Genomic DNA, 23,348 nt, shown 5'->3' on the forward strand with positions numbered 1-23,348 from the left:
GCTCGGAAGGCTGCTTTCGCCAAGGCAAGACAATAGAAGAGGGAATCATCATGAACCGTACTTTTCAGCACATCTGGAACTTTTCTTTGGGCCAATGGCAAGTCGCCGGGGAACAAGCAAAGCAGAAGCGTAATAGTAGCGGTAGCACAAAACGCACCCTCGCCAAATCGATTAGTACAATTATTCTTCTTGCAAACGGCCAACTGGTTTTGGCGCTACCAACCGGGGGGACAATCGTACAAGGCAGCGCACAAATATCAGAAAGCGGCAGCGTCATGACCGTTGACCAAGAAAGTCAACGTACGGTTATTAATTGGAATAGCTTCGATATTGATAGCAATGAGACTGTCAACTTCAATCAACCCAATCAAAGCTCAGTAGCCTTAAATAGAATTTTTGGCTCCAATACCAGCCAGATATTCGGCCAACTCAATGCCAACGGTCAAATTTTTCTAGTTAATACAAATGGCGTTACTTTCGCACCAGGGTCTCAAGTCAATGCTGCCGCCATTGTCGCTTCTACACTGGATATCACTGATAATGATTTTATGGATGGTACCTTGCTGTTCACCAACAGCGATGATAACCGGTCTAAAATTATCAATCAGGGAAGTATTCATGCTAGCACCATTGCCCTTCTAGGCAATCAAGTTTCAAATCAAGGCTATCTAGTTGCAAACACATCCGATTCTGGGCGAGCAAACGTCGCTATGGCGGCGGGTGATCGTATTGTTTTGAGTTTCGGCGCTGGGGGCTTATTGGATTTAGAGGTCGATCGCGGCACCTATGATGCGTTAGTAGAAAACAAGTCGATAATAGAAGCGAACGGTGGACAAATACTAATGTTAGCCCAAGCGGCTAATGAACTAAGCGCTGCAACAGTAAACAACGAAGGCATTGTACAAGCTCAAGGCTTAGCAGAAAAAGACGGAAAGATTGTTTTACTGGCTGATATGAGGAGCGGCACATTAGAGAATAGCGGAACACTAGACGTTTCAAGCAGCGATGGCAGCGGCGGCTTTATAGAAACCTCAGCAGCTAAAGTGAATATTTCGCAAGACACAAAAGTATATCTGAGCGGGCAAGACGAAAATGGCAACTGGCTAATTGATCCCAACGATATTGTCATCTCCAACGCCGCAGACGCAGACGTTAATGCCAATACCCTTAGCAGTACTTTAAATTCAGGTGGAAACGTGCGCATTCAAACCACCAATGAAGGCAGCCCTGGTGGAAATGGCGACATTTCCGTCAATGCTGAGATCAGCTGGAGTTCGGATAACTCCGTATTGACCCTACAGGCTGAGAACGAAATAAATATAAATGCCAATATTAGCAGCAGTGGTGATAACTCCGGCATTGAACTGTATAGCGGCTTAAGTTTTGATTCAGTAACTAATGACTGGAGTCAATCTCTCGGAAGCGGTTTTGATTTTGATACATTTGCTCGTAACAACAAAATTCAACTTGCGGACGATGTCACCATTACCTTATCCGGTGCAGATGCTGTTTATCTAGAAGATGGTGTACAGTTCCAAGTCATTAATGGTAATAATTCCAGTGTTGGCTCTGCTACAGCTGAATCAGCGATAGACGAGCTTGAAGCCATTGGAAATGGTCACTATGTGCTTGGTGACGATATTGATGGGACAGGCAAAAACTTTGATCCAATCGCTAACTTTGCAGGTGGAATCAATGGTCTTGGACACAAGATTGATAACTTAACCATAGATCGTAATTCTGAGAGTAATATCGGGCTAATTGGCCAGGGAGCTGCATCCGGTAGCTATTTCAAAAACTTCAGCATCGAAAATGCTGATATCGTTGGCCGCACTAATGTCGGCACACTAATAGGCGCGACGAATAACTCATTTGTCAGTAATGTGCATAGCCAGGGCAACATACGCTCGGCGGGTAAGAATCGCTCACAAGTTGGAGGACTGGCAGGACGAGCGACATCATCGACAATAAGCGATAGCAGTTTCGCAGGTGATATTTCAGCACACGCAAACAGTTTGGGAGGGCTGGTCGGTAATGCCGATGGCAGCACCATCGATTCATCTAGCTACAGCGGCAATATCACCGTAAGGGAAGCCGACAATCTACGTGAGAATATTGGTGGCTTAACGGGTTCTGCGACTGGAAGCAGTATCAGTAACTCTCAAGTAGATGCAAATATCACTGCGCTTAATTCGGCAAAATACGTAGGTGGTATAGTCGGATTCTCTGATCAGCTTAATTTGCAATCCGTTCAATTTAGCGGCGATATCTCTGGTGGCAAAAGCAGCGGTGGCATTTTAGGTCAAGGCAAAAACCTACAGTTCGACGACATTACTGCAAATGGCTCAGTCACAGGGCGAGATGGTCGGCAAGCTATCGGAGGCCTAGTTGGCTACCTAACTTCAAACAACGGCACTCCCAGTTCCACATTTAGCAATATTTCTTTAAACAATAGCGTGACTGGTGATTACCGCGTGGGCGGCTGGTTTGGCATCGCTACGGATGTAGTTCTAAATAACGTCCGTAGTTCTCAAGTTATCGATGGTGAACAAGCAACCGGCGGTATTATTGGTTACAGCATAAGAGTCACGGTTAATGGCGCTGAATATACAGGGAATATCGAAGGCGAGCGTAGGCGACACGGAGGTATCATCGGGCGAGCCAAAGATACCACTGTAAATAATGCCTTATTCAATGGCCAGATTAAAAATACGGGTGAGACCGGTGGCATAATTGGTTTTGGTCAAAACAGCCACATTAATAATTCCGAGTCCTACGGTAGCATTAGTAATACCGAATCCCGCGCCGGCGGGCTAATCGGCAATTCAGAAGATGGCAGCATTCAAAACAGCTTCTCCTTGATGAATGTTAGCTCTGGCAATAGTGTTGGTGGGCTAGCAGGGCTATTCACTAACAGCTCCATCAGTAGCAGCTACAGCATCGGAAGCATCAGCGGTGACGATAATATTGGCGGCCTTATCGGCAATGCTAATAACAGTCAAATAAGCGATAGCTATGCAGTAGGTGATATTGAAGCCTCTAGTTCAAGTGCAGGAGGACTAATTGGCACACTAACGAATAATTCTTCAATAAACACTAGCTACGCCAGAGGCGAAGTCAACGCTGCCGGCAGCTTCGGGCTAGTTGGTGATTCCAGTGCCGATAGTTCGATCAGTAATAGCTTTTGGAATGCCTTGGATAACAGCGGAGGAATAGGCGGCTCGGCTAACATCAGTAATAGTATCGGTTTAAGTACGGAGGCATTGCTCAATTCGCAAAGCAGTTATCAAGGCTTCGATTTTTCTGCCTGCGGCGGTGCTGGCATCTGGTGTATATCAGAAGGCAATACCACTCCTGGAATCAATTCTCTATATCGAAATGTGGGCATTACCATCTTAAGCAATGGAGGCACATCATTCACCTACAATGGGGAAACTAGATCGACAAGCTTAAGTTTCATTTACAGTGTTTTAGCAAGTGATCTTTTGGTTGAAGGCAATACTGTAAGTACTAATTCGGAAAATGTAGGAAGCTATAGCGGATTAGACTTAAATTACAATATTCATTCATCTCAGTACAACATTAACGTAGCGGGAGCCCCAATAACCTTAACCATTGATCCAAAGCAGCTAACGATTGCTGCTGTTGTAGACAATAAAATTTATGACGGCAACACTAGCGCTGTTATTAATTCTCTAAATATCAATGGCCTGGTTTCGGGAGATGATGTAACTGCTAATGGCGGTACCGCTGAGTTCTTAAATAAAAATGTGGGCGATAACAAAACCGTAAATATATCCAGCATAAACCTTACCGGAGATGATTCAGGAAATTACACCGTTTCGATAGGCAACGCTCAAGCGGATATTACCCCAAAGGAAATTAGTGCTTCTGCAAGCGCCAATGACAAAGTTTACGATGGCAATGATAGTGCTACCGTGGACTTCTCGCTTACAGGTGTTATAAGCGGGGATGCAGTAAGTGCGACAACAAACAATAATACCTTTGACAATAAAAATGTCGCCGAAAATAAGACCGTAACTTCAAGCGGCGTCACATTGTCCGGTAGCGATAGCACTAACTATGTGCTTGCCAATACAACAGTTACTGATACTGCCGACATCACCGCCAAACAAATCACCGTTACCGGTACAGCGGCCGACAAAATTTACGACAGCACCGTTAATGCTGATGTCACCGCAGGCACTACCGACTTTATCGCCGGCGATAACATTAGCCTCACCGGCGCCAGCGGCAGCTTCGTCGATAAAAATGTCGCCGATGACAAAGATGTCACCATTGGCGGTTATAGCCTAAGCGGCACTGATGCAGGCAACTATGAAATTGCCAACAGCACGGCTGTGGTTCAAGCCGATATCACCCCGTTTGAGATCACCGCTAGCAGTACTGCTGATGACAAAACCTATGACGGTAACGATACTGCCAATGTGAATCTTGCTATAAGCGGCGTCTTCACCGGCGATACCGTCACCGTAAGTTCTGGCAGCGACACCTTTAACAATAAGAACGCTGGTAACGGTAAAACCGTTACCTCATCCGGCGTGACCTTGGGTGGAGCAGACGGCAGCAACTATGTCTTAGCCGAAACTACACTCACCGATACGGCGGACATCTTTAAAAAAGACGTCACCGTAACCGCCTCCGTCGAAGACAAAATCTATGACGGCACCACCACTGCTGATTTTAATATCGATAGCAGCGGCACCATCATTAGTGACGACGATGTCACCATCGCCGGCAGCAATGCGAACTTTGTTGATAAGAATGTTGGAGACGGAAAAACCGTTACCTTTGGCGATCTCACCATCAGTGGGGATGACCAAGACAACTACAACATCACCATCGCCAATACCGATGTCACAGCGGATATTACCGCTAAACAAATCACCGCCACCGGCACGGCAGCGGATAAAATCTACGATGGCAACACATCGGCAAACGTTGAATTAGAGCTTTCTGGAGTCATCAGCGGAGATACTGTAAACGTAAGTTCATCATCCGATAGCTTTGGTGATAAAAACGTGGGAGTCGACAAAACTGTTACCTCAACGGGAATCACCTTATCGGGTGACGATGGCGGGAATTATGTCCTAGCTGATACCACCATCACAGACACAGCCGATATCAATGTAAAAGATGTCAGTGTCAATGTGAGTGTAGCCGATAAAGAATATGACGGCACAGCTATCGCCAGCTTTAATATTGATAGTAACGGCGAAATTATCGTCGGAGATGATGTCAGTATCAGTAGCGGTACTGCAAACTTTGATGACAAAGATGTTGGTCAAAACAAGGCCGTGAGCTTCGGTGATCTGAACATATCAGGCAATGATGCAAGCAACTACAATATTACCATTGCCAATACTGACGCAAGTGCAGATATCAACGCTAAAACAATTACCGTTAACAGCACAGCAAGTGACAAAATCTATGATGGTAGTACCCAGGCTGACGTGAGCTTAGAGCTGGACGGTATTATTGCGGGTGATACGGTGCTGGTAGGTGCCAGCGGTAGTGCATTTGACGATAAAAATGCGGGCTCTAACAAGACAGTGACCACGGAAGGCTTGGTGCTGTCGGGCTTGGATAGTGGAAACTATGTTTTAGTAAGCGATAGTAGTACTGACAGCGCCGATATATTTGCAAAGGAAATTTCGGTAAGCACAACAGCAAGCGATAAAATATACGACGGTACAACTGTTGCAACTGTAGATTTTAATCTCACGGGCTTAGAAGAGGGCGATACCGTTAGCGCGTCCTCGACTAGCAATAACTTTGACGATGCCAATGCAGCTACCGGTATTAATGTTAGTAGTACTGACATTGAGCTTTCTGGCACAGACGCCGGCAACTATGTATTAAGCAATACGGATAGCAATAGTACAGCAGACGTTACACCGACAGACCTTACCATTCTTGCAAACGATGACAGCAAAGAGTCGGGGCCGACGTACTCTGGTGGCAATGGATTTACCGCTACTGGCTTTGTGAATGGAGAATCGATAGCCAACTTAAACGGAGAAGCTAGCTACGGAGGCAGCTCCCAAGGAGCTGCAAGCCCTGGGAACTATAGCATCAGTATTTCCGGCTTTGACTCGCAAAACTATGATATCAATTATGTAGACGGTAACTTAGAGATTAGCGCTGCTTCAAATAACGGCGAAGGCGCAAATAACCCTGTCGCCCCTGGAGGAGCAATTCCTCCGCAGATTTCTGGGCCTAGTGGCCTAGGCCTTCCACTTGGCCCAACAGCCTCGGGAGGTGAAGGTGACGAAGGAAGCGTAGATAGTCTATTAGAAGGTGACCTCTTAGTCTTTGGTGGTGGTAGTAAGCGCCCAGACGAAACAGCCCAATTACACAGCCTTGAAAATTTATGTGATCAAGACCTCAAAGAAGTAGAGCTGGTACAATGTCCGGATGACAGCACACCCGGGAAGTAGCTTCAAAACAAAGAAGAGCCACTTAGATAATACCGCTAAGTGGCTCTACAGAATCACCGACATAAGGGCGAATAATGTCTTCGCTTTCGTAGTAAAGCTTATTGCTATCATAAAGTGTTTTATTCTTTAAAAGCTTGATCACTTGTTCAGCAGAAATTGGCTTTTCCAAGAAAAATCCTTGCGCTTTATCGCAAGCTAAAGCATGTAGGAAAGCTAGTTGTTCTTCTGTCTCTACACCTTCAGCAATCACACATAAACCCAAACTTTTGGCCAGTGAAATCATTGATTTAACAATAGCGGCATTACAACGATCTGTGTTTAACTCGCTAATAAAAGAGCGATCTATTTTAATAGACTCGATAGGGAAGTGCTTAATATACGCCAACGAAGAATACTCAACGCCAAAATCATCAAGCGTAATTTGAATGCCTGCCTCAGATAGTGTTTCCATTAAACAAACCGCTGCATACTTGTTTGAAATAAGAACTGTTTCCGTAATCTCAAACTCGATATTGTTTTTTGGAATTTTTACCTCATCCAGCAAGGTTATTAGATTAGTAGCGAGTTTCTGGTCATGAAACTCGCTTGCCGACAGGTTCACTGCAATCTTATCGACACTTAGGCCCAACGATTGCCAGTGATGGAAATCTTCTGCCGCCTTTCGAATTACCCACTCAGTTATAGATCCTATTAATCCAATTCTTTCCGATAATCCAATGAATTCGGCAGGGGATACAATCCCCAAATCAGGGTGTTTCCAGCGTATTAAAGCTTCTAAGCCGTATACCTGCCCCGAACCTACAATAACTTTAGGTTGGTAGTGCAAGAAGAACTGCTCCTGTTCTATAGCTTTATATAGATCAGACTCCAAAGTAAACTGGCGCCTACAGTTAGCATCAATTTCCTGGCAGAAGAATAAAAACCGTTGTTTCAATTTGCTTCGTTTAGCCTCTAACATCGCTTGACTGGCAAATCGAATGAGATCCTCAGGGTTGTCACCATCTACACCTGCAATTGAAATACCCGCGTAACAGTCAAGAAATACATCGTGAGAATTAACATGTTCCGGGCGCTTGAGGTCCACAAAAATCCGATGCATGATATTGCTAATATCTGTTTCAGCGGCCACTCCAGGAAGAAGTACAACAACATCATTAGTACTAATTTGTGAAACACTAAAGTTGCCACGTTCATCGTCACTAATCGCAACTGTATCAGTTTCCCTAAGCATTTTGCTTATTCTACTAAGTAGTTTATCGCTTAAGTTTTCGGCGTGGCTGATCCCCATGGTTTCATACACATATTGAATTTCATCACAGTTAAAAACTACGATGGCATTAGTATCTTCTCCACGCTTCGAGGACTTTAAAGCTTGACTGATTCTATCCAAGAAAACTGTAGTCTCTACAGTTCGTCCTAAGGAACTTCCAACAAGTGATTTCTTTGCTACTTCAGTCGTTCCGGAGCTAGCGACTTTATATTCAAGTCTAGGCTTTGACTTGATGGCCTCTTTTTTAATGTTTGAACTTTCCGACCTTGAGCTATGCTCTAAATCTTTAGACCAGCAGATAGCCTTATTACGCCCCGTTTGTTTGGCCTTATAAAGAGCCATATCCGCTCGGTCAATAAACTCCGCGGCGTCGATTCTTACATCTTCAGAACCAGTAAAACAGCAGCTGATACCAAAACTAGCCGTAACTGGAATATGATTATCGCGCTGACTATGGTGGCTAGTTTCAATCGCTGCACGGATGCGTTCAGCAGTAGCAAAACCGGCTTCTTCGTTAGAGCCAGGAAGGATAAGTAAGAACTCTTCGCCTCCATAACGACCAACGAGATCATTAGGCCTGCTGTGCTTTACTAGGGTATTGGCCAAAAGCTTAATGACATTATCACCTTCCAAGTGCCCGTAGTTGTCATTCACTCGCTTAAAGTGATCAATATCAATCATTAAACAACATATAGGCTCATGGGAATCATAGGCAGAGATCATGCTTGCGTCGAGATTCTGCATAAGTGATCTACGATTTAGCACCCCCGTCAGGGAATCCCTCGTCGCTAAATATTTTAGCTCTTTATTTTGCCTATTAATTTCACGCTGACTTTTATCGAGTTCAGATATTAATCTGGTTAACTCTTGATTTGTTTTTTCGACTTTTGATATATCATCGATTGTGACCAGTGCTCCCATGAGCTCTCCATTGACCCCAAGGATGGCAGAAGCATTAGTAGAAAGGGGGGTTTTTAGTCCAGATTTCCCAACAAATGACAGCATTACTGAACGTACACTCTCGCCATTAGCTAGAGTCTTTAACCAAGGCAGGCCTACTTCTCTATTGGCTTCATCGACTTCCCATGCCAACTGTTGACTTTGTTTGGCGAGAAGCTTTTCCATTGGTAAGTGCACTGTTTTGCAAAAGCTCTCATTAGCGAACACGATTTTATTGTCTGTGTCGACAATCATTAAGCCTTCAGACAACGTATCTAGTGCGATTTTAACTCTCTCAGGGATCACACTTTCAGGGTTTATGCCTTCCATTACACGACGCAAAAAAAGAATATATATAAAAAACCCGCTTAAAACTATAAAGCCTATAAACATTAAGGCCTGGTCAAATCGACTGCTTTCAGAGGCCTGCTCAAAACCGATTTTGAGCTCACCATCTCCGATCCAACTGGCAAGTACCAACGGCACATTGTAAGTTGCGCTATCAGTTGTATTTTTGTAATCCCCATAGACTTCTAAAACGTCGCCAGAAGGATCTAATAGTATGGCATAAGATACGGCTACACTTTCTTCAGTCTTAGCAATTGCATTTGCTAAATTTGAATCACCCGATATGATAGTTTGAGCTATTTCATGTACAGCAAGCCTTTCAAAAGATCTTTGAGCTTTATTTAAATCCACAGAAGTGTGGGGCTTGATCCCCAAACTATCAGCTACAAAAAAAAGCACCAAACTTAACAGAGCCAAGCCAAAGCTAATCCTATAAATAGGCTCTTTTATTATCTTCTCTACGCTCTTTTTAATCATCTTTGCTCTCTTCATCCTTGCTCTCTTCATCCTTGAGCACCTCAGCGCGTTCCTTTGAAGCTGATTTATTTTTGCTCAAGATTGGTAACGGATCAATTTCATTCCAAAGAGGGCGAATTGATATCATTGCCGCTAGTAGAGAACCTGCCCTCGAAAGCCACCAAAGTAAACCCAAGCCAGCTCCAGCGCCAAATACCTGTCCAATTTTCGCTGCAGAAGGCACCTCTTGGGTATTCTCGGTGTTAGTACTATTTCTATCCAGGTCACCATCGCTTTTAAACTGATAGGCGGCTTTGTTATAATCGGCAACATCCTGTGCCATAGCCTTGCTCAAAGCCAACCTGCTCGTTAGTTGATCATATTGTTCTTGTTGATTATCTCTATCAAACTCTTGATCATCAAAAGATGAGGGGGTGGCAATAACTGCTTCCACTCCATCTATATCAAAACCAGTAGCGACAAGCTTAAGCTCTGGGTCTAAGTCAGTGCTTACATGCTCTTGTGGATCAACTTTTTCTTCTTGAGCGTTCTCACTATCAGGCTTTTCAATTTGATCTAGTGGTGGAATAGCATTTTTATGCTCTACGGGAATCTCTTGAGATAGATCTTCATTAAAATTTGGCGTTAATTCAACAACCGGTGCCAAAAAAGGTTCTATTGATATGTTTGTCTCAGCCAAAGAAACCCAATCACTCTGGCCCTTACCGGTATTACCCATATCATTGATTTCCACAACAATCTGTATATTTTGTTCGATATTATCTGTAGACCTAGCCTTTAGAGATGTCTGATCATCAAGGAAAGTATTTATCGCTTCTAATGTTCCACTCAGTACAATAGTTTGTGGTGACTCTTCTATCAAGGTAAGATTCAGGCCTGTCTCCGCCTCAAGCTCACCACTTCCTACGAGTGCAATCCTTAGCTGTAACTCTGTATCGTACGCATCTATATCGTAGGCTGTTATTTTTTCCAAACTGACATCAAACCAACTAAGGGCTTGTTCTTCTCTGTCTGCTAGTGAAGCTCCGGTATTGCTTGGCTGATCATTCACTGCTTCAACATCAATTTGAATAGTGTAAGTCTCTGACCATTCATTGGAACTGTCAGCCACACGGAATTTAACGTTATCTAAAGCGATTCCGTTTTGATCCTTAGCTGGCTGGTAAATTAAGTTTCCGTCGATAATTTCTTGAGGATCAATAGTTTGCTTAGCTAATATCTTTTCACCGTTTAAGAAGAGCTGTCCGGATATAGCTTCACTATCAATTTCAATCACGCTTAATGAATCATTATATTTATCTATATATGTAAACTGATTCAGAGATAGGGTATAGCGTTGATCCTCATCGATTACAATAAGGCTATTTTCGCTCAATGGTGCTACATTCGTAGGGTTTAGGTCCAGGTTAATGATTAAACTATCACTTTTTGCTTGGCCACCAGTCGACCCCAAATCGTTTATCGAGATTTCAAGACTGTCACCTTCTAGATGCTCGAAGCTATTTTCGTAAATCAAACTTTGAAGGGTCGCATTCAGATCAGTAATTGTACCTTGCAGGACAATGGCTTTTTCTGTTGAGGCGGGCTGTATCGAAGCTTGCCCCTGTGGACTAATATTCAAACTCCCGCTGCTAATAGATATGCTAAGCTCTAAATTTGACAGGCCGGCATCAGTGTCACTTACTGTGATTCCTGTAATATGTTGAGATTCCGTATTAATTTCTATCGTACTTGGGCCACTGATTTGTGGCGCGTCATTACTAGAGAGAATCAAAACATTAATTGATTCATTTATTGTATTAACCGAGAACCCGGAATTTATTTCTGTGACACTTATTGTTACTTGATCTTGTAAGGTATTGGCTGATATTGATGGGCTAATATAGCTCAAATTACTTAGCGCTGCCTGTATATCAGCTAGGTTGCCACTAAGACTGATTTGTTTACTATTGTTTTCGCCGCCAGTAATCAGAGTCGAGTTTAAGTTTTTTATGTAGATTTCGCCTTGTTGGCTGCTTATCTGAACATTGAAATTTTCACCATCGACATCAGCTAGACTTAGGGCTATATCTCTACTGCTACTTTCAAATAAACTTATCGAGGTATCGGCAGTGATAGTGGCTACATCGTTTACCGCCGTAATATCAACAACTACCGAACCCAAACTAATCTCTGTAGTGAAATTCGGACCTTCAGCTATGAATAAACTGATGCTGTCCGCGGCTGAGCCATAGCTATTCTCTATGCTGTGCATATAGCTCAGGCCGCTACTATTGTTTAGCCAGTTATTGATATCTACAAGGGCACCACTTAGCTGAACAGTCCCCACATTAGTGAATACTACAGTTAAATTTGTGGCATCACTTACGTTTAAATCACCATTGGATGTTTGAATAGTAAGCTGATAAGTACTAGCGCTATTGTCAGCATCTTGAATTTCAACTGCGCTCAAGTCCAAAGGACTCAGCACATCCTCTACAACAGTAAATCGATTAGGTAAACTGCCAACGTTATTAGGGTCAGCCCCAATAGCTGCAGCATTAATCGTTACGGATACCGTTGCTGCAGCTTCTTGAGCAACACCGCCACTGTTACCCAAATCATTGGCAATAATAGTGAGGGTTTCTGTGACAGCAGTGCTTAAGCCACTTGGCGTAGCCAAACTTAGACTCGCCAGTGCATTATTGATATCATCTATGCTACCCGTCAGCTCGATACCTGTTACCGTATTGCCACTTCCATCTGTGAAGCTTACAGGGTTTGCAGTAACTCCTGTAGACTGCCCAAGTTGTAGTGTTCCTTGGGCAATACCCACACTGACATTGACTTGAGCACTGCCCGCATCAGCATCGCTGATACTAATACCATTTAAGACTATCGAATCACCGCTGGTAACCGAGACAGAGGTTGGTGCAGTAATGACTGGGGCATCATTGTCGGTGCTGATATTGACATCGATATTCTGGCTGAGCACATTATCAATCGTGCCGCCGTTTTCTTCACTGAGCTTCACAGTGATCTGATCGGCTTGGTTACCATTTAAGTTTTCAGGGCCACTATAATTTAAGTTGTTAAGTGCCTGCTGTAAGTCAGATTGATTGCCACTTAATCGAATAAAGTCACTGCCGTTACTACCACCGCTAAGCAGCCCCACATCTAGACCAACGATGTTTAAACTGCCCTGCTGAACACTAAGTTCTATATGAAAGCTATCGCTATCCACATCATTTATAACAATACCTGTAACCGCCTGACTGCCGTCTTCAGGCAGATTAATTGAACTAGGCGTGGATAGCGTCGCTAAATCATTAATGGCGCTTATGTTGATAGCACTCGAGCCCAAATCAAAGCTCGTGCTGAAACCAGGCCCTTCACTGATACTTAAACTCAAACTATCAGCCGCATCACCAAAACTGTGTTCTGTATTATGCTGATACAGCAATCCGCTACTATTTGATAACCACGTATTCAAATCGCTTATACTGCCACTTAGCTGCACTGTACCAGGGCTTATAAGATTAACCGTCAAACCAGTCGCGCCACTAACTTGGAGCTGACCATTATTAGTGCTCAGTGTTAGCTGATAGTTACTGGCACTACCATCAGGGTCTGCCAACACTACACTGCTTAGACCCAGTGGGCTTAAGGTGTCTTCAACAACCATTAAGTTTGCGGGTAGGGTGCCACTGTTACTTGGGTTGCTGGCTTGAGGGGATACATCAATATCTATTACGCGACTTGCCTCTAATGCTGCACCACCGGTATTACCGCCGTCATTAATAACGATACTTAATGAGTCGGCGCCTGCACCCACTACATTACTCGCAGCCGTGTAACTCAAACTATTTAGCGCTTGGTTAATATCCGCAATACTACCGCCTAGTTCAGTGCCATTTACTGTCTCTCCATTGGCATTTGTAAACACCACCGATACAACTGTTAATCCTGTTGTTTGAGCCAGGAATAAACTACCCGTTTCGACAGCAACCCTAATCGAAACAGTTTCAGAGCCTGCATCTACATCTGCAATGCTAATGCCAACCAATGGTTGATTTTGATCGGCTGTTGCAGAAATTTGAGAAGGAACTGTTATTGAAGGGGCGTCATTTTGAGCCGCTATGTTGATATCGATATTCGCTATCTGCTGAGCAGCCAAATTGTCCGAGCTTACTTGCTCTAGACTTATCGACAAACTATCTGCGGCTAAACCATTGGTGTTTTCTACACCGTGCAAGTAGGTAATCGCCGTTGTTTCGTTCAATAGTTGATTGAGCTCAGCCAAGCTGCCTGAGACTGTTACTGAGTTGGACCCGCTATTTTGAATGTTAACAGGCAGTGCACTATTTACATTTAAGTTTCCTCCTGCAGAAGTACTTAAGGTCAAGGTATACTGCGAAGTAGCGACGTCCCAATCTGGATCTGCAAACTCAAGCGAACTTAAATCCAGGGTGCTTAATTGGTCTTCAGTTACAACAAGTGTACTGGGTACAGCTCCGGTATTTGTAGCTGGGTCTGGAGTGGGTATTATATTTAGCGTCGCAACCTTAGAAGCTGTCCCAGCGGGGCCGCCGGTATTTCCCTGGTCATCGACTTTAACTTTTATAGAATCAGCGCCATTACCATAAAAGTCCTGATCGGGCGTATATTGCAGGCTACCAATAACATTATTAATAGCATCGACAGAGCCCACTACAATGAGCCTATATATCGTACTGCCATCTTGCAGAGTCACTAGGCTTCCGTTACTACTAACACCTGTAACTTGAGAAAGCGACAAACTGCCATAATGTGCTTCAATGGTGACACTCACATCCGCGTTACCGGCATCTGAATCGGCGATTTGTATATCTGTAATATTTAAAGTGGAGTCTTCATCCAGCGTGTAATTATCCGAAAGAGAAATCGTCGGCGCATTGTTTACCGCTTGTATACTTACATCGATGGCTTGTAAAACTACTGTTATGCCCGAATTTCCAGCCGATATATCTTGATCGGTAATTTGTATAGAGATTCGGTCAACATTGCTACCACTCAGATTTAGATCTGGGTGGCTATACTGAATGCTATCTACCAAGGACAAGAAGGAATTTAAGGTATCTTTATCTGCTATTATCGAGTAGACATTGGTCGCTGTATTATGATTTATCGATACATTAGCAGTATTATTAAAGCTCAGCTGACCACCACTTATTGGCCTCAAAGTCAGCGTTAAATCTCCGCCTTCAAGATCATCGACAGTAAACCCTGTGAAATCAATATTAGTACTTTGTCCCTCTGTAACCAATAGGGTGTCTGAGTAATTGCCACTACCCGTGGGCGCGTCATTTTGAGCATTAATATCAACTACAATCTGACCGGTAGTGGTCAGAGCTGGCCCACCACTACTGCCCAAATCGTTTACACTGATAGCGATACTATCAACCGAGGCTCCAAAAACATTATTAGCAGGGCTGTAGTTAAGTGTCTGCAAGCTTGTATTTACATCCGGCAAGCTGCCCATCACTGTAATCGTTGTAGAGTCATTACTTCCAGCGACTACGGTGAGGCCATTAAGATCCAGATTTAGTGATCCACCTGTTGTAGTTAGCTCCACCTCGATATTGCCATTGCTAGCATCGTCCGTGATGGATAAGCCAGTAACCGAATTTGAAGCGCTATCTTCATCTACCGAGATAGTTGTTGGTGCTATAACAACTGGGGCGGTATTCTCAAGAACGTCTACATTAAAGCTGTCTACGTCTGAGACTGTGACAGTACCAACAATAAAACTCACATTGATCTGATCATTGCCGGCAGTATCACTGTTATACGTTACGTTTCCCACCGTATTTAGGTAGGCATTAACATCGTTAATATTACCGTTGACAATAAACCCATTGGCGAAGGTCTGGACGCTTACTCCGGTTCCAGCGAGGCCACTAAATTCTCCGTTTGTTGAACTTAAAACAACTCTAACAAGTTCACCTGCGTAGTCGGCATCACTAACCTCTAAACCACTTAGGTCCAAAGCTAAGTCCTGATTAAGAAAGGCGGTAACATCATCTAATGGGGTGCCCGAGTTAACAGGACGGTCATCAACAGCCGTGATATTTACTGTACTTTGCTCGACCACCGTGGCCGCACCTCCGCTACCCTGCGCACCACTATTGCCATCGCTAAAGGTCCACGAGAGTTGAATATTCGCAGGTGGAGCATCAGAATTGTTCGCATAGGTGATTTGGCTGAATATGGCATCGACATCTTGCGATGTAGGAGTTTCGCCATTGGCATCGGTAAAGCTAATAGAGATTCTACCCGCTATAGAGTTATCAACTGTCGCTATTACTTGGCCACTCTTAATCAGGCTGGCCCCAGCAATCGCCAGTAGATCTTCTGCGTTAGCGCCTCCAACACGCTCTACTGTTAGACTAGCACCAGCATAATTACCTTGGCCGGAGTTAAGGGAGTCAAGCTCCGTATCGACAATATCGATACTTGAATCTAATACTATCGGTACCGCACCTTCTACATAGGTCGGCTTATCATTGATGGTACTACTCGGTGCAAAGCTTTGATCTAAGACACCATTTGCATCAAGTTTAAATACCAATGTTTTGGATTCAGAGTTTTCCGAGAAGTGTCCTATCGCAATAATGCTACCGTCTGGCAAAACTTCGACAGCTTCAGCGACAGAGTAACCTCCAATCGGAGATTTATAGACGCCGCCGTTCGCAAAGCTAGTGTCTAAGGCACCCGCCGAATTGTATTTAACAACTGAGAAATCATTACCAATCCAACCGGCGGTAATGTAGCTACCATCGGGAAGTATCTCTACATCTTTAGCATAATCGCTACTTAAGAGCACAGGTTCATTGGCTACACCATTATTTCCAAATGAGGAATCAAAACTGCCATCCAGGTTCGTTCGTACCAATGTCGAGTTGTAGTGACCATTGAGCGTCGAAGCACCAGCAACGACTATTTTTCCATCGTTTTGCTGAGTAACAGCATAGAAAGCATCAATACTATTGGAACCCAAATCCTGCCGTACAATATGAAAGTTAGGACCCGCACTACCGTCTTGTGACAGATTTATCATCAGAAAGTCATAGCTAGTATCGATAGAGTGTCCGACTATCACCAGGCTACCATCGTCCAGTTGAGTAACCGCCTTCGCTAAATCAGTATTGCCACTAACATCGATAGTAAGCTTACCGTTCGTGCCAAAACCAGTATCAAGCTGACCATTGCTGTTCAACTTGAGTACACCGACATCCCTCCCTACTTCACCGACTACTACTATCGAGCCATCCGATTGAATTATGACATCTCTAGGATAGTCGCCTTCGTCAGCAAAATTTACCTGAATATACCCAGAGTTACCAAAGCCATTATCTAAACTCCCATCAGTATTCAATCGAGCTACGACAAAGTCATCAGAAACGTCACTTCCACTACTATCAAGTCCATCTTTACTACCGACAAGAACTAACTTTCCGTCTGCTTGTTGAGCAAGCGCGAATCCCTGCTCCCGTCCTGAGCCAAGATCCAATCGTACGGCACCATCGGTTCCAAATGTCTCATCCAACGTGCCATCACTGTTATAACGAGATAATAGGTAATCCCAGTTTCCATCATTGGCATGGCCCATTACCACGATTTTGCCATCAGCCTGGACCAGACCATCATTAATAATGTCTATACCCCCGCTAGTATTTACCAGCAATTGACCATCTGGGACATCAAAAGTAGGGCTCGTATTAGGCGCCAGAACAGAGGCGTAAACCTGAGCGAAATTTTCATCAAAAAGATTCTTGTAAGCAGGCTGGTCTTTCCCATATTCTAGAACCCAATCGCCGCCAAGTTCTGAAAACCCGGTAGTATCCTCGCTAGCAAATACTGGACGCCCTATAATTCCTGCCAAGCTATCGACGAAATAGCTATTTTCTGATGCAATATCGCAGCCGTATAAGTGAATGGCCGCGTTTTCAGATAGGGACGCTTGCCAGTTTGATATTTCTTCTGCACTTGAAGTAATGAATTCTTGACTGATGGTGTCTGAGCCCAGCTGAAAACTACCAGGCTCTCCGTGGCCGATAAGATGGATAGCATCAATATTGTTCATTGACGCTATATACTGACCCACAAAGCTTGAGCCTTGTTGTGCAACATCGATCACTAGATATTCAAGATTTCTCGGGCTGCTTTCTAGTTGATCAATAATAATTTCTATGTCTGCTACATCGCTGTTGATAAGCACCAGTTCTTTTTTACTATCATCAGCAGTTATCAAGTCTAGCATTTCCTCGGTAACAAGCTGATGATCCCTATCCTCACTCGGCGACATTAGCAAGTCAGAAAAAGCCGTATCAGCAGAGTACAGGAGCCTTTTTCCTAACGGCTCAATAATTGCCTTCTTGTGTGTGCAGCTTTTCGTTATTTTCATATCGATGCCTACAATGGACATTTACTAACTGGAACATCTGAATTCTTTACGATTGTGGACAACCAACTTTTCTGAATTTTGTTTAGGGCAGTAGCTTCCAAAAAATCCCTTGTTTTATATCGCTCTACAATCTCAGAACTTACTTCCCCTGCCGTTAATTCCTCTAACCTAGACTTTGCCGCAGATGCCTGGCTGTACAAACCAAAAGAGATTCTTCCCGAGTGATCACCTTTACCGATCAAAAACATATCGCTCAACCCCCTAGACTTAAGCTCTCTTACATCTGGGAGGCGATATCTGTTACCTGTGCTTAGAACCATAAATTGAATATCTGAAGCTTGGGCTTTCAACTTAGCCTCAAGGCCATAATCTTCTAAAGCTTGTTTTGCTTCTTTCAGCTCATCAGTAGTTTTAAATGGACCAAATCGATGACAAATTTCGGCGGAGTCAATTTGCTCTGGTCTCGAATCTGTTTTGACAAGCTGTATTTCAGCCACTGTGTTAGTGGTTTCGCCTGTTATAAGCTTTGACGACTTTTCAGCAGCCAGATTATCAATTGATTTTTCACCCTTTTCAGCTGTCAAAGAATTTAATACGGCACGGTTTTGTGCAACAGACACTTTTTCTTTTGGCCCCTGTCTATTTGTTTCTGCTATATGCGTCTCTGGTTTGATAACTGTAGAAAACCTTACTCTACATCTAACACCAGCTGGAATAGTAAGTTCATCATTTTGTAAGCTCAGTCGAACGCTGAATGTCGAACTGGGCGCATCCGCGACACGATCTAGTAAACTAATCTTTGCTTCATAGTTAGGTTGATAGTCATCCACACTTAAGCCTACTGAAGCGAGCTGACCAATAGCCAGACTCCCCATGAGCTCTACCGGCAATATTGCCTGCACGTGCAATGGATTGAGCTGAGCTACCCTTAAAATAGGGTTTTCATCGACAAACTCACCAACTGACTTATATCGTTCCATAACAACGCCATCGATAGGGCTCAATACCGTTTTTCTATCAACAATAGCTTTCGCTTGATCGTACTCGAGTTGTGCAAGATGGTAGTTTTCTTTTTCTTGTTTTAGACGAAGCTCCGCTATTTTAGAGTCAGTTCTGATTTGATCTAAATCTTGCTCAGATATTGCCGAAGTACTCGCAAGTACACTGTTACGTTGATCTGTTCGATTACCAAACTCTGACATCAATCGATGTAGGCTCATGGAAGTTTTTGAGTTCGCTTGAAACCTCTTAAGCTGCATAGCTTTTTGTTCAACACTGGATTCTAGCTTTGCAATAACCTGTCCTCGACTAACAGTCTGGCCTCTATCTACCGTTACTTTATCTAGCACTCCGGGGACTGAGCTTCCTATATCACTTATAAGACTTGGCTCTAACATACAATCAAACTCTTCGTCCAGCAGCTTAAACTGCGCCACAGCTTCCACGCACGGGATCGACATAATGATTGCTATAAATTTCTTCATCTTCATATTATTAGTAATTTCTCTGAAAATACTTGTTTAAACTTCCTAGTAAACAACTCGTATAGAGAGCTTGCTTCAAAGTTCAACTTTATATATGCACGATCTCCAATTTGCTTTTGCGGAACCGACGGTAGCGCCACCTCCAAAACAATGATCTCTCTATTGCTTGTGTAGCTATCCTTAGTCTCATCAAATTTGGATATTACTTGCCCCCCGTTTTGATAAGATAATGCGCCATGGGGTAGGTTTAAAGTTGCCTTCGGGAGTATTTTTTTCAGTTCGCCTCGATGTTCTTCAAAGGGTCGGCTCGCTAATCTAACTGTTATTGACTCAAGCCTGGTCTTAATTAACTCTAAATAATCTTGATTAATTACTGCCCTTATCAAAATATCCCTATCTTCGAGTACATAAGCGATTAACTCACCTTTTTCCAGCCAACGTCCTTGCAAAAGATAGTCATCGGCGAATACTATCGTCCCATTATTGTGGCTTTTTACGTCCAGCTTTTTCAGCAAACTTTTCAAGGCTTCTAGCTTCTCTTTTTGAGCTTTAATTTCTTCAGAAAAATCTAGGTCCTGTTTTCTTTCTTTAAATGATGCAAAATAGTTTGTTTCCAGAATTTTCAACTTTGACCTTTCCAGGGTAATTTTACGTTTTAGATCTTCTGACTCTAGCTGGAACAACAAATCACCAGTGGACACTTCTGATCCATCGCTCACATAGACTGAGTTCAGGCGCGAATACTGCGGTGCAATTATTTTTGAACTGTGATCAACCCAACTTACCCCCTGAATGGTTTTGCTGTTGTTTATCGGTAGGTAAAAAACGATAAGTAAAGCGCTTATCACAAGAAATCCGATTCTAAACAGGGCTATATTTGACCCTGTTCCCCCCAAAGCTTCATTAACAAGAAAGTTAAAGAAGTCAATTAGAGGTTTAACGAGCTGTTGATAGACTAGAAAACTAGCTAATATTACGCCAATCAAGAAAAACGCATCGATAAGATATAGGGCAATTACATATGACAATAAAAGTCTAAATATTATCGAACTATGGCCATATATCAGCAATATCTTTGTTATATCTTCAGGTTCGTTGGATACTACTGGCTTTGCAAACAACAACCTTTTGTAAAAGGATTTGCAGTATTTTCTAGACCTATCAAAGAGATCAGGTATTTCGATAGAATCTTCAAGTACAAAATAGCCATCGAATTTAAGAAGTGGGTTTGCATTGAATAAAATGCTGGAAGAGAAACCCACCAAAGCCACACCAAGGCAAGCATGCTGGATAAGTTCATTCGAGCTAAGTAAATAGATACTCAAAGCCATACAAGAAAGTAAGAGTTCAGTGTAAATACCAGCTAAACTGATGATTATTCGCTGCCATTTACTACTTAAACTCCATGCAGAACTTGCATCGACGTAGGGAATCGGCATAAACACCATCACGGTCAATCCGCATTCTACGGAGGGCTTGCCATACCATTTCAAGCACACGCCGTGTGCCAATTCGTGAATAAATTTTAGAAAAATATAACTCAATATAAGCAGTAAAGCATTGTTTCCCAAATAGTTTTCTGCGTCGTAAATATCACTTTTTATATCGGTGTAGTTGGCTGCTGAAAGCAGACAAACAAGCACCATAAAAACAAAACCTCCCCATAGGAGTGGCTTTGACATTAAAAATGGCATTTTTTCTGTGAACCACTCAAATAAGCGATTCGGGTTAAACAGAGGTACTTTTATAGCCAGAGGGTTAAATATACTTGCGACCTTGTCGCTTTGACTCTCACGTTTCTTTTGCTGAAGAAAGTCAGAAGTATTGAGGTTTACCCCTGGAGCTAAAATTTTAAGCTCCAGTAATTGAGATATAGTTTCAATCATATCCGATTGACTGTAGCTTTCTTCTTGTTTGTAGCTACTCAGATAACTATAAATATCTTTTACACTTCTCGCACCATCAAACTGGCTAAGAATACTAAAAGTTTTTTTGTTTACTCGTATAGATTGCTTTCTCGCGGAATCAGATAGGACGTACCAAGGCTCGCCACGAAATTCATGAAAACTGACCTCTATGTGGGCATAGAGTTTTGGTTTATAACTCGCAATTCTGTTCCATTGTGAGATTTCACTTGCCAGATCTTCGAAAAACGGGGTGGTTTCCATCTACCATCCAGCTCCTTGCCAAAACCACAAGCGCATACGAGTTATTGTATTTCTCGTCCATACCCATAACAGGGAGTGTTCACCAGTAGTGATTTGAGCGTACCCGCGTAAGCCAGGTTTTAGTTCATTACTATCATCATCCAGTTTTGCTTCTATTCTAAAAACATTTTTTTGATCTCGAATTTCAGAGACAGGGTGCAACGACAGCAAGCTGAAGCCCCAAACCTTATTAGGAAAGGCGGTGAATCTTATCTTACCTTTTCTAGCGGTTGTCAGTTCGGCTATGTCGTACTCACTGACGTACAAGGCAATTTTATAGTCATCTATTGCCGCAAGTTCGTACAAAACCTCTGCAGCTTTAACCGGGGCTCCAATACGTTGGCTCATATCCCCCTGTAATACTACACCGTCAAAGGCTGCGCTGAGCTTTTGTTGGCTTAATTGATAGTCAATAATGTCTAACTCTGCCTGAGCTCTATCCATTTGAGCTCTGATACGAGCCAGTTTTACCCTATCCCTTTCAGATAAGGCCGCTTGATATTGGCTTTTCAGCGATGCCATATTCGCTAGTTGCTGCTTCTTGTTTAGGTCTAGGTTTAGGTCATCTAGCTGAGCCAAAATATCACCGGCTTTCACTGTATCTCCGCTACGATAAAAAGCTTCTTTAATATAGCCGTCATGAGGTGCTACGATCAGTTGCTTTTTCCTTCCCTCTACTTCAGCCGCAGCTTTGATTTCTAGTGTTGAATCAATATTTCCGGCTATCATCAGTGTTATAAAAAGCATACACGCTATTGCTATAGCTCTTAAGTTAGCTATTTTTGAAAATATTGTTTTGGCAGACTTTTTTTCATTGTGGCCTTTTATTCGATTTTCCAAAGCGTGGTTTAAAATGTTTGGTAACAACGAAATACTTGCAATTTCCGCTGATGTAAACACTTCTTTTTTTTGCAAAAGTAAAACTGCCATACGATTTCCATTCTCAATAAATGGAACAGAGCAGAGCGCACTCTGGTTACTTTGACCAAACCTTTGATGTTCGCGCTTGAAATTTGGAGTATCGTTAATAGATGGGAAACTTATCAGAGTCTGTTGAGCAAAAGATTCATCTCGTATTTTTTTGAGCTGAAGATCTAAATCACTATTGGGCAGTACATCTGTGGGTGGATAACTTAAGGCACTAGTGACTGTGGTACGGCCAGTATTCAGCAAGTAGACAGACTCACAGTCAAACTGCTGGCTAATGTTCTTACAGAGTTCTAACAGGCAGTGTTCAAGATTATCCGAGCTAACTAAAGACTCTACATACATAAGTCTAGCATTAGACTTGTGCTGTTGACCTTTTAGAATAGCGAGACAATTACCGCCCCACTGCAACAAATGAATCATAGCTTGTCGCTGACTTGCCGGTCGATGTTCGGAAAGAACCCATAGCATGTATTCCTGCTTAGAAATTTTGATGGAGCAGGCAATCAGGTCTTGTGACACTCCCGCTATCTCACAGCAATTGGCTTTATTGAACAACCCAGGCTCCGCACCAAGCTGATTTTGCAGTTCAACAAGCGTTGGTTCAGGAGCGGACTGAGGCCAACTAGCTACACACTCTAGTTGGCCATTATTTTTTACAGGGTATTTCAGAAGCGACGCGGAGGTGCACGATGCCAACATTTGGCATTGCCAAGCTAACCACTGCTGGTCTACCTCAGCAAAGACCTCACCAGTGCTATTTTGATTATTAACAACAAATCCATTTGATGCGTGGGTGTTAGCTTCAGG

At 43.1% G+C, this 23,348-nt stretch carries 6 protein-coding genes; 1 reads left to right on the forward strand and 5 read right to left on the reverse strand.

Annotated features, from left to right (window positions below; all coding sequences use genetic code 11):
• Nucleotides 1–50 precede the first annotated feature (50 nt).
• Nucleotides 51–6,461 (forward strand): YDG domain-containing protein, encoded by a 6,411-nt coding sequence (locus Q1A08_RS05410; RefSeq protein WP_299770587.1) that lies wholly within the window; start codon nucleotides 51–53, stop codon nucleotides 6,459–6,461.
• A gap of 22 nt (nucleotides 6,462–6,483) precedes the next feature.
• On the opposite strand, the gene Q1A08_RS05415 is transcribed toward Q1A08_RS05410, so the two are convergent.
• The 5 genes from Q1A08_RS05415 to Q1A08_RS05435 are packed head-to-tail and all read right to left on the reverse strand — an operon-like array spanning nucleotide 6,484 to nucleotide 23,096.
• Nucleotides 6,484–9,495, reverse strand: coding sequence for an EAL domain-containing protein (locus Q1A08_RS05415; protein WP_299770589.1), 3,012 nt, complete (start codon nucleotides 9,493–9,495; stop codon nucleotides 6,484–6,486).
• Nucleotides 9,488–17,920, reverse strand: coding sequence for a DUF4347 domain-containing protein (locus Q1A08_RS05420; RefSeq protein WP_299770591.1), 8,433 nt, complete (start codon nucleotides 17,918–17,920; stop codon nucleotides 9,488–9,490). The genes Q1A08_RS05415 and Q1A08_RS05420 overlap by 8 nt, the downstream gene beginning before the upstream one ends.
• 8 nt (nucleotides 17,921–17,928) lie before the next feature.
• Nucleotides 17,929–19,410 (reverse strand): efflux RND transporter periplasmic adaptor subunit, encoded by a 1,482-nt coding sequence (locus Q1A08_RS05425; protein WP_363323490.1) that lies wholly within the window; start codon nucleotides 19,408–19,410, stop codon nucleotides 17,929–17,931.
• Nucleotides 19,407–21,572 (reverse strand): biotin/lipoyl-binding protein, encoded by a 2,166-nt coding sequence (locus Q1A08_RS05430; protein WP_299770594.1) that lies wholly within the window; start codon nucleotides 21,570–21,572, stop codon nucleotides 19,407–19,409. Before Q1A08_RS05430 ends, Q1A08_RS05425 begins: the two co-directional genes overlap by 4 nt.
• Entirely contained in the window at nucleotides 21,573–23,096 is a 1,524-nt protein-coding gene (locus Q1A08_RS05435) for an efflux RND transporter periplasmic adaptor subunit (RefSeq protein ID WP_299770597.1), read from the reverse strand. It abuts the gene before it with no gap.
• Nucleotides 23,097–23,348: the final 252 nt, after the last annotated feature.

Source organism: uncultured Pseudoteredinibacter sp., assembly GCF_947500695.1.
GTDB lineage: Bacteria > Pseudomonadota > Gammaproteobacteria > Pseudomonadales > Cellvibrionaceae > Pseudoteredinibacter.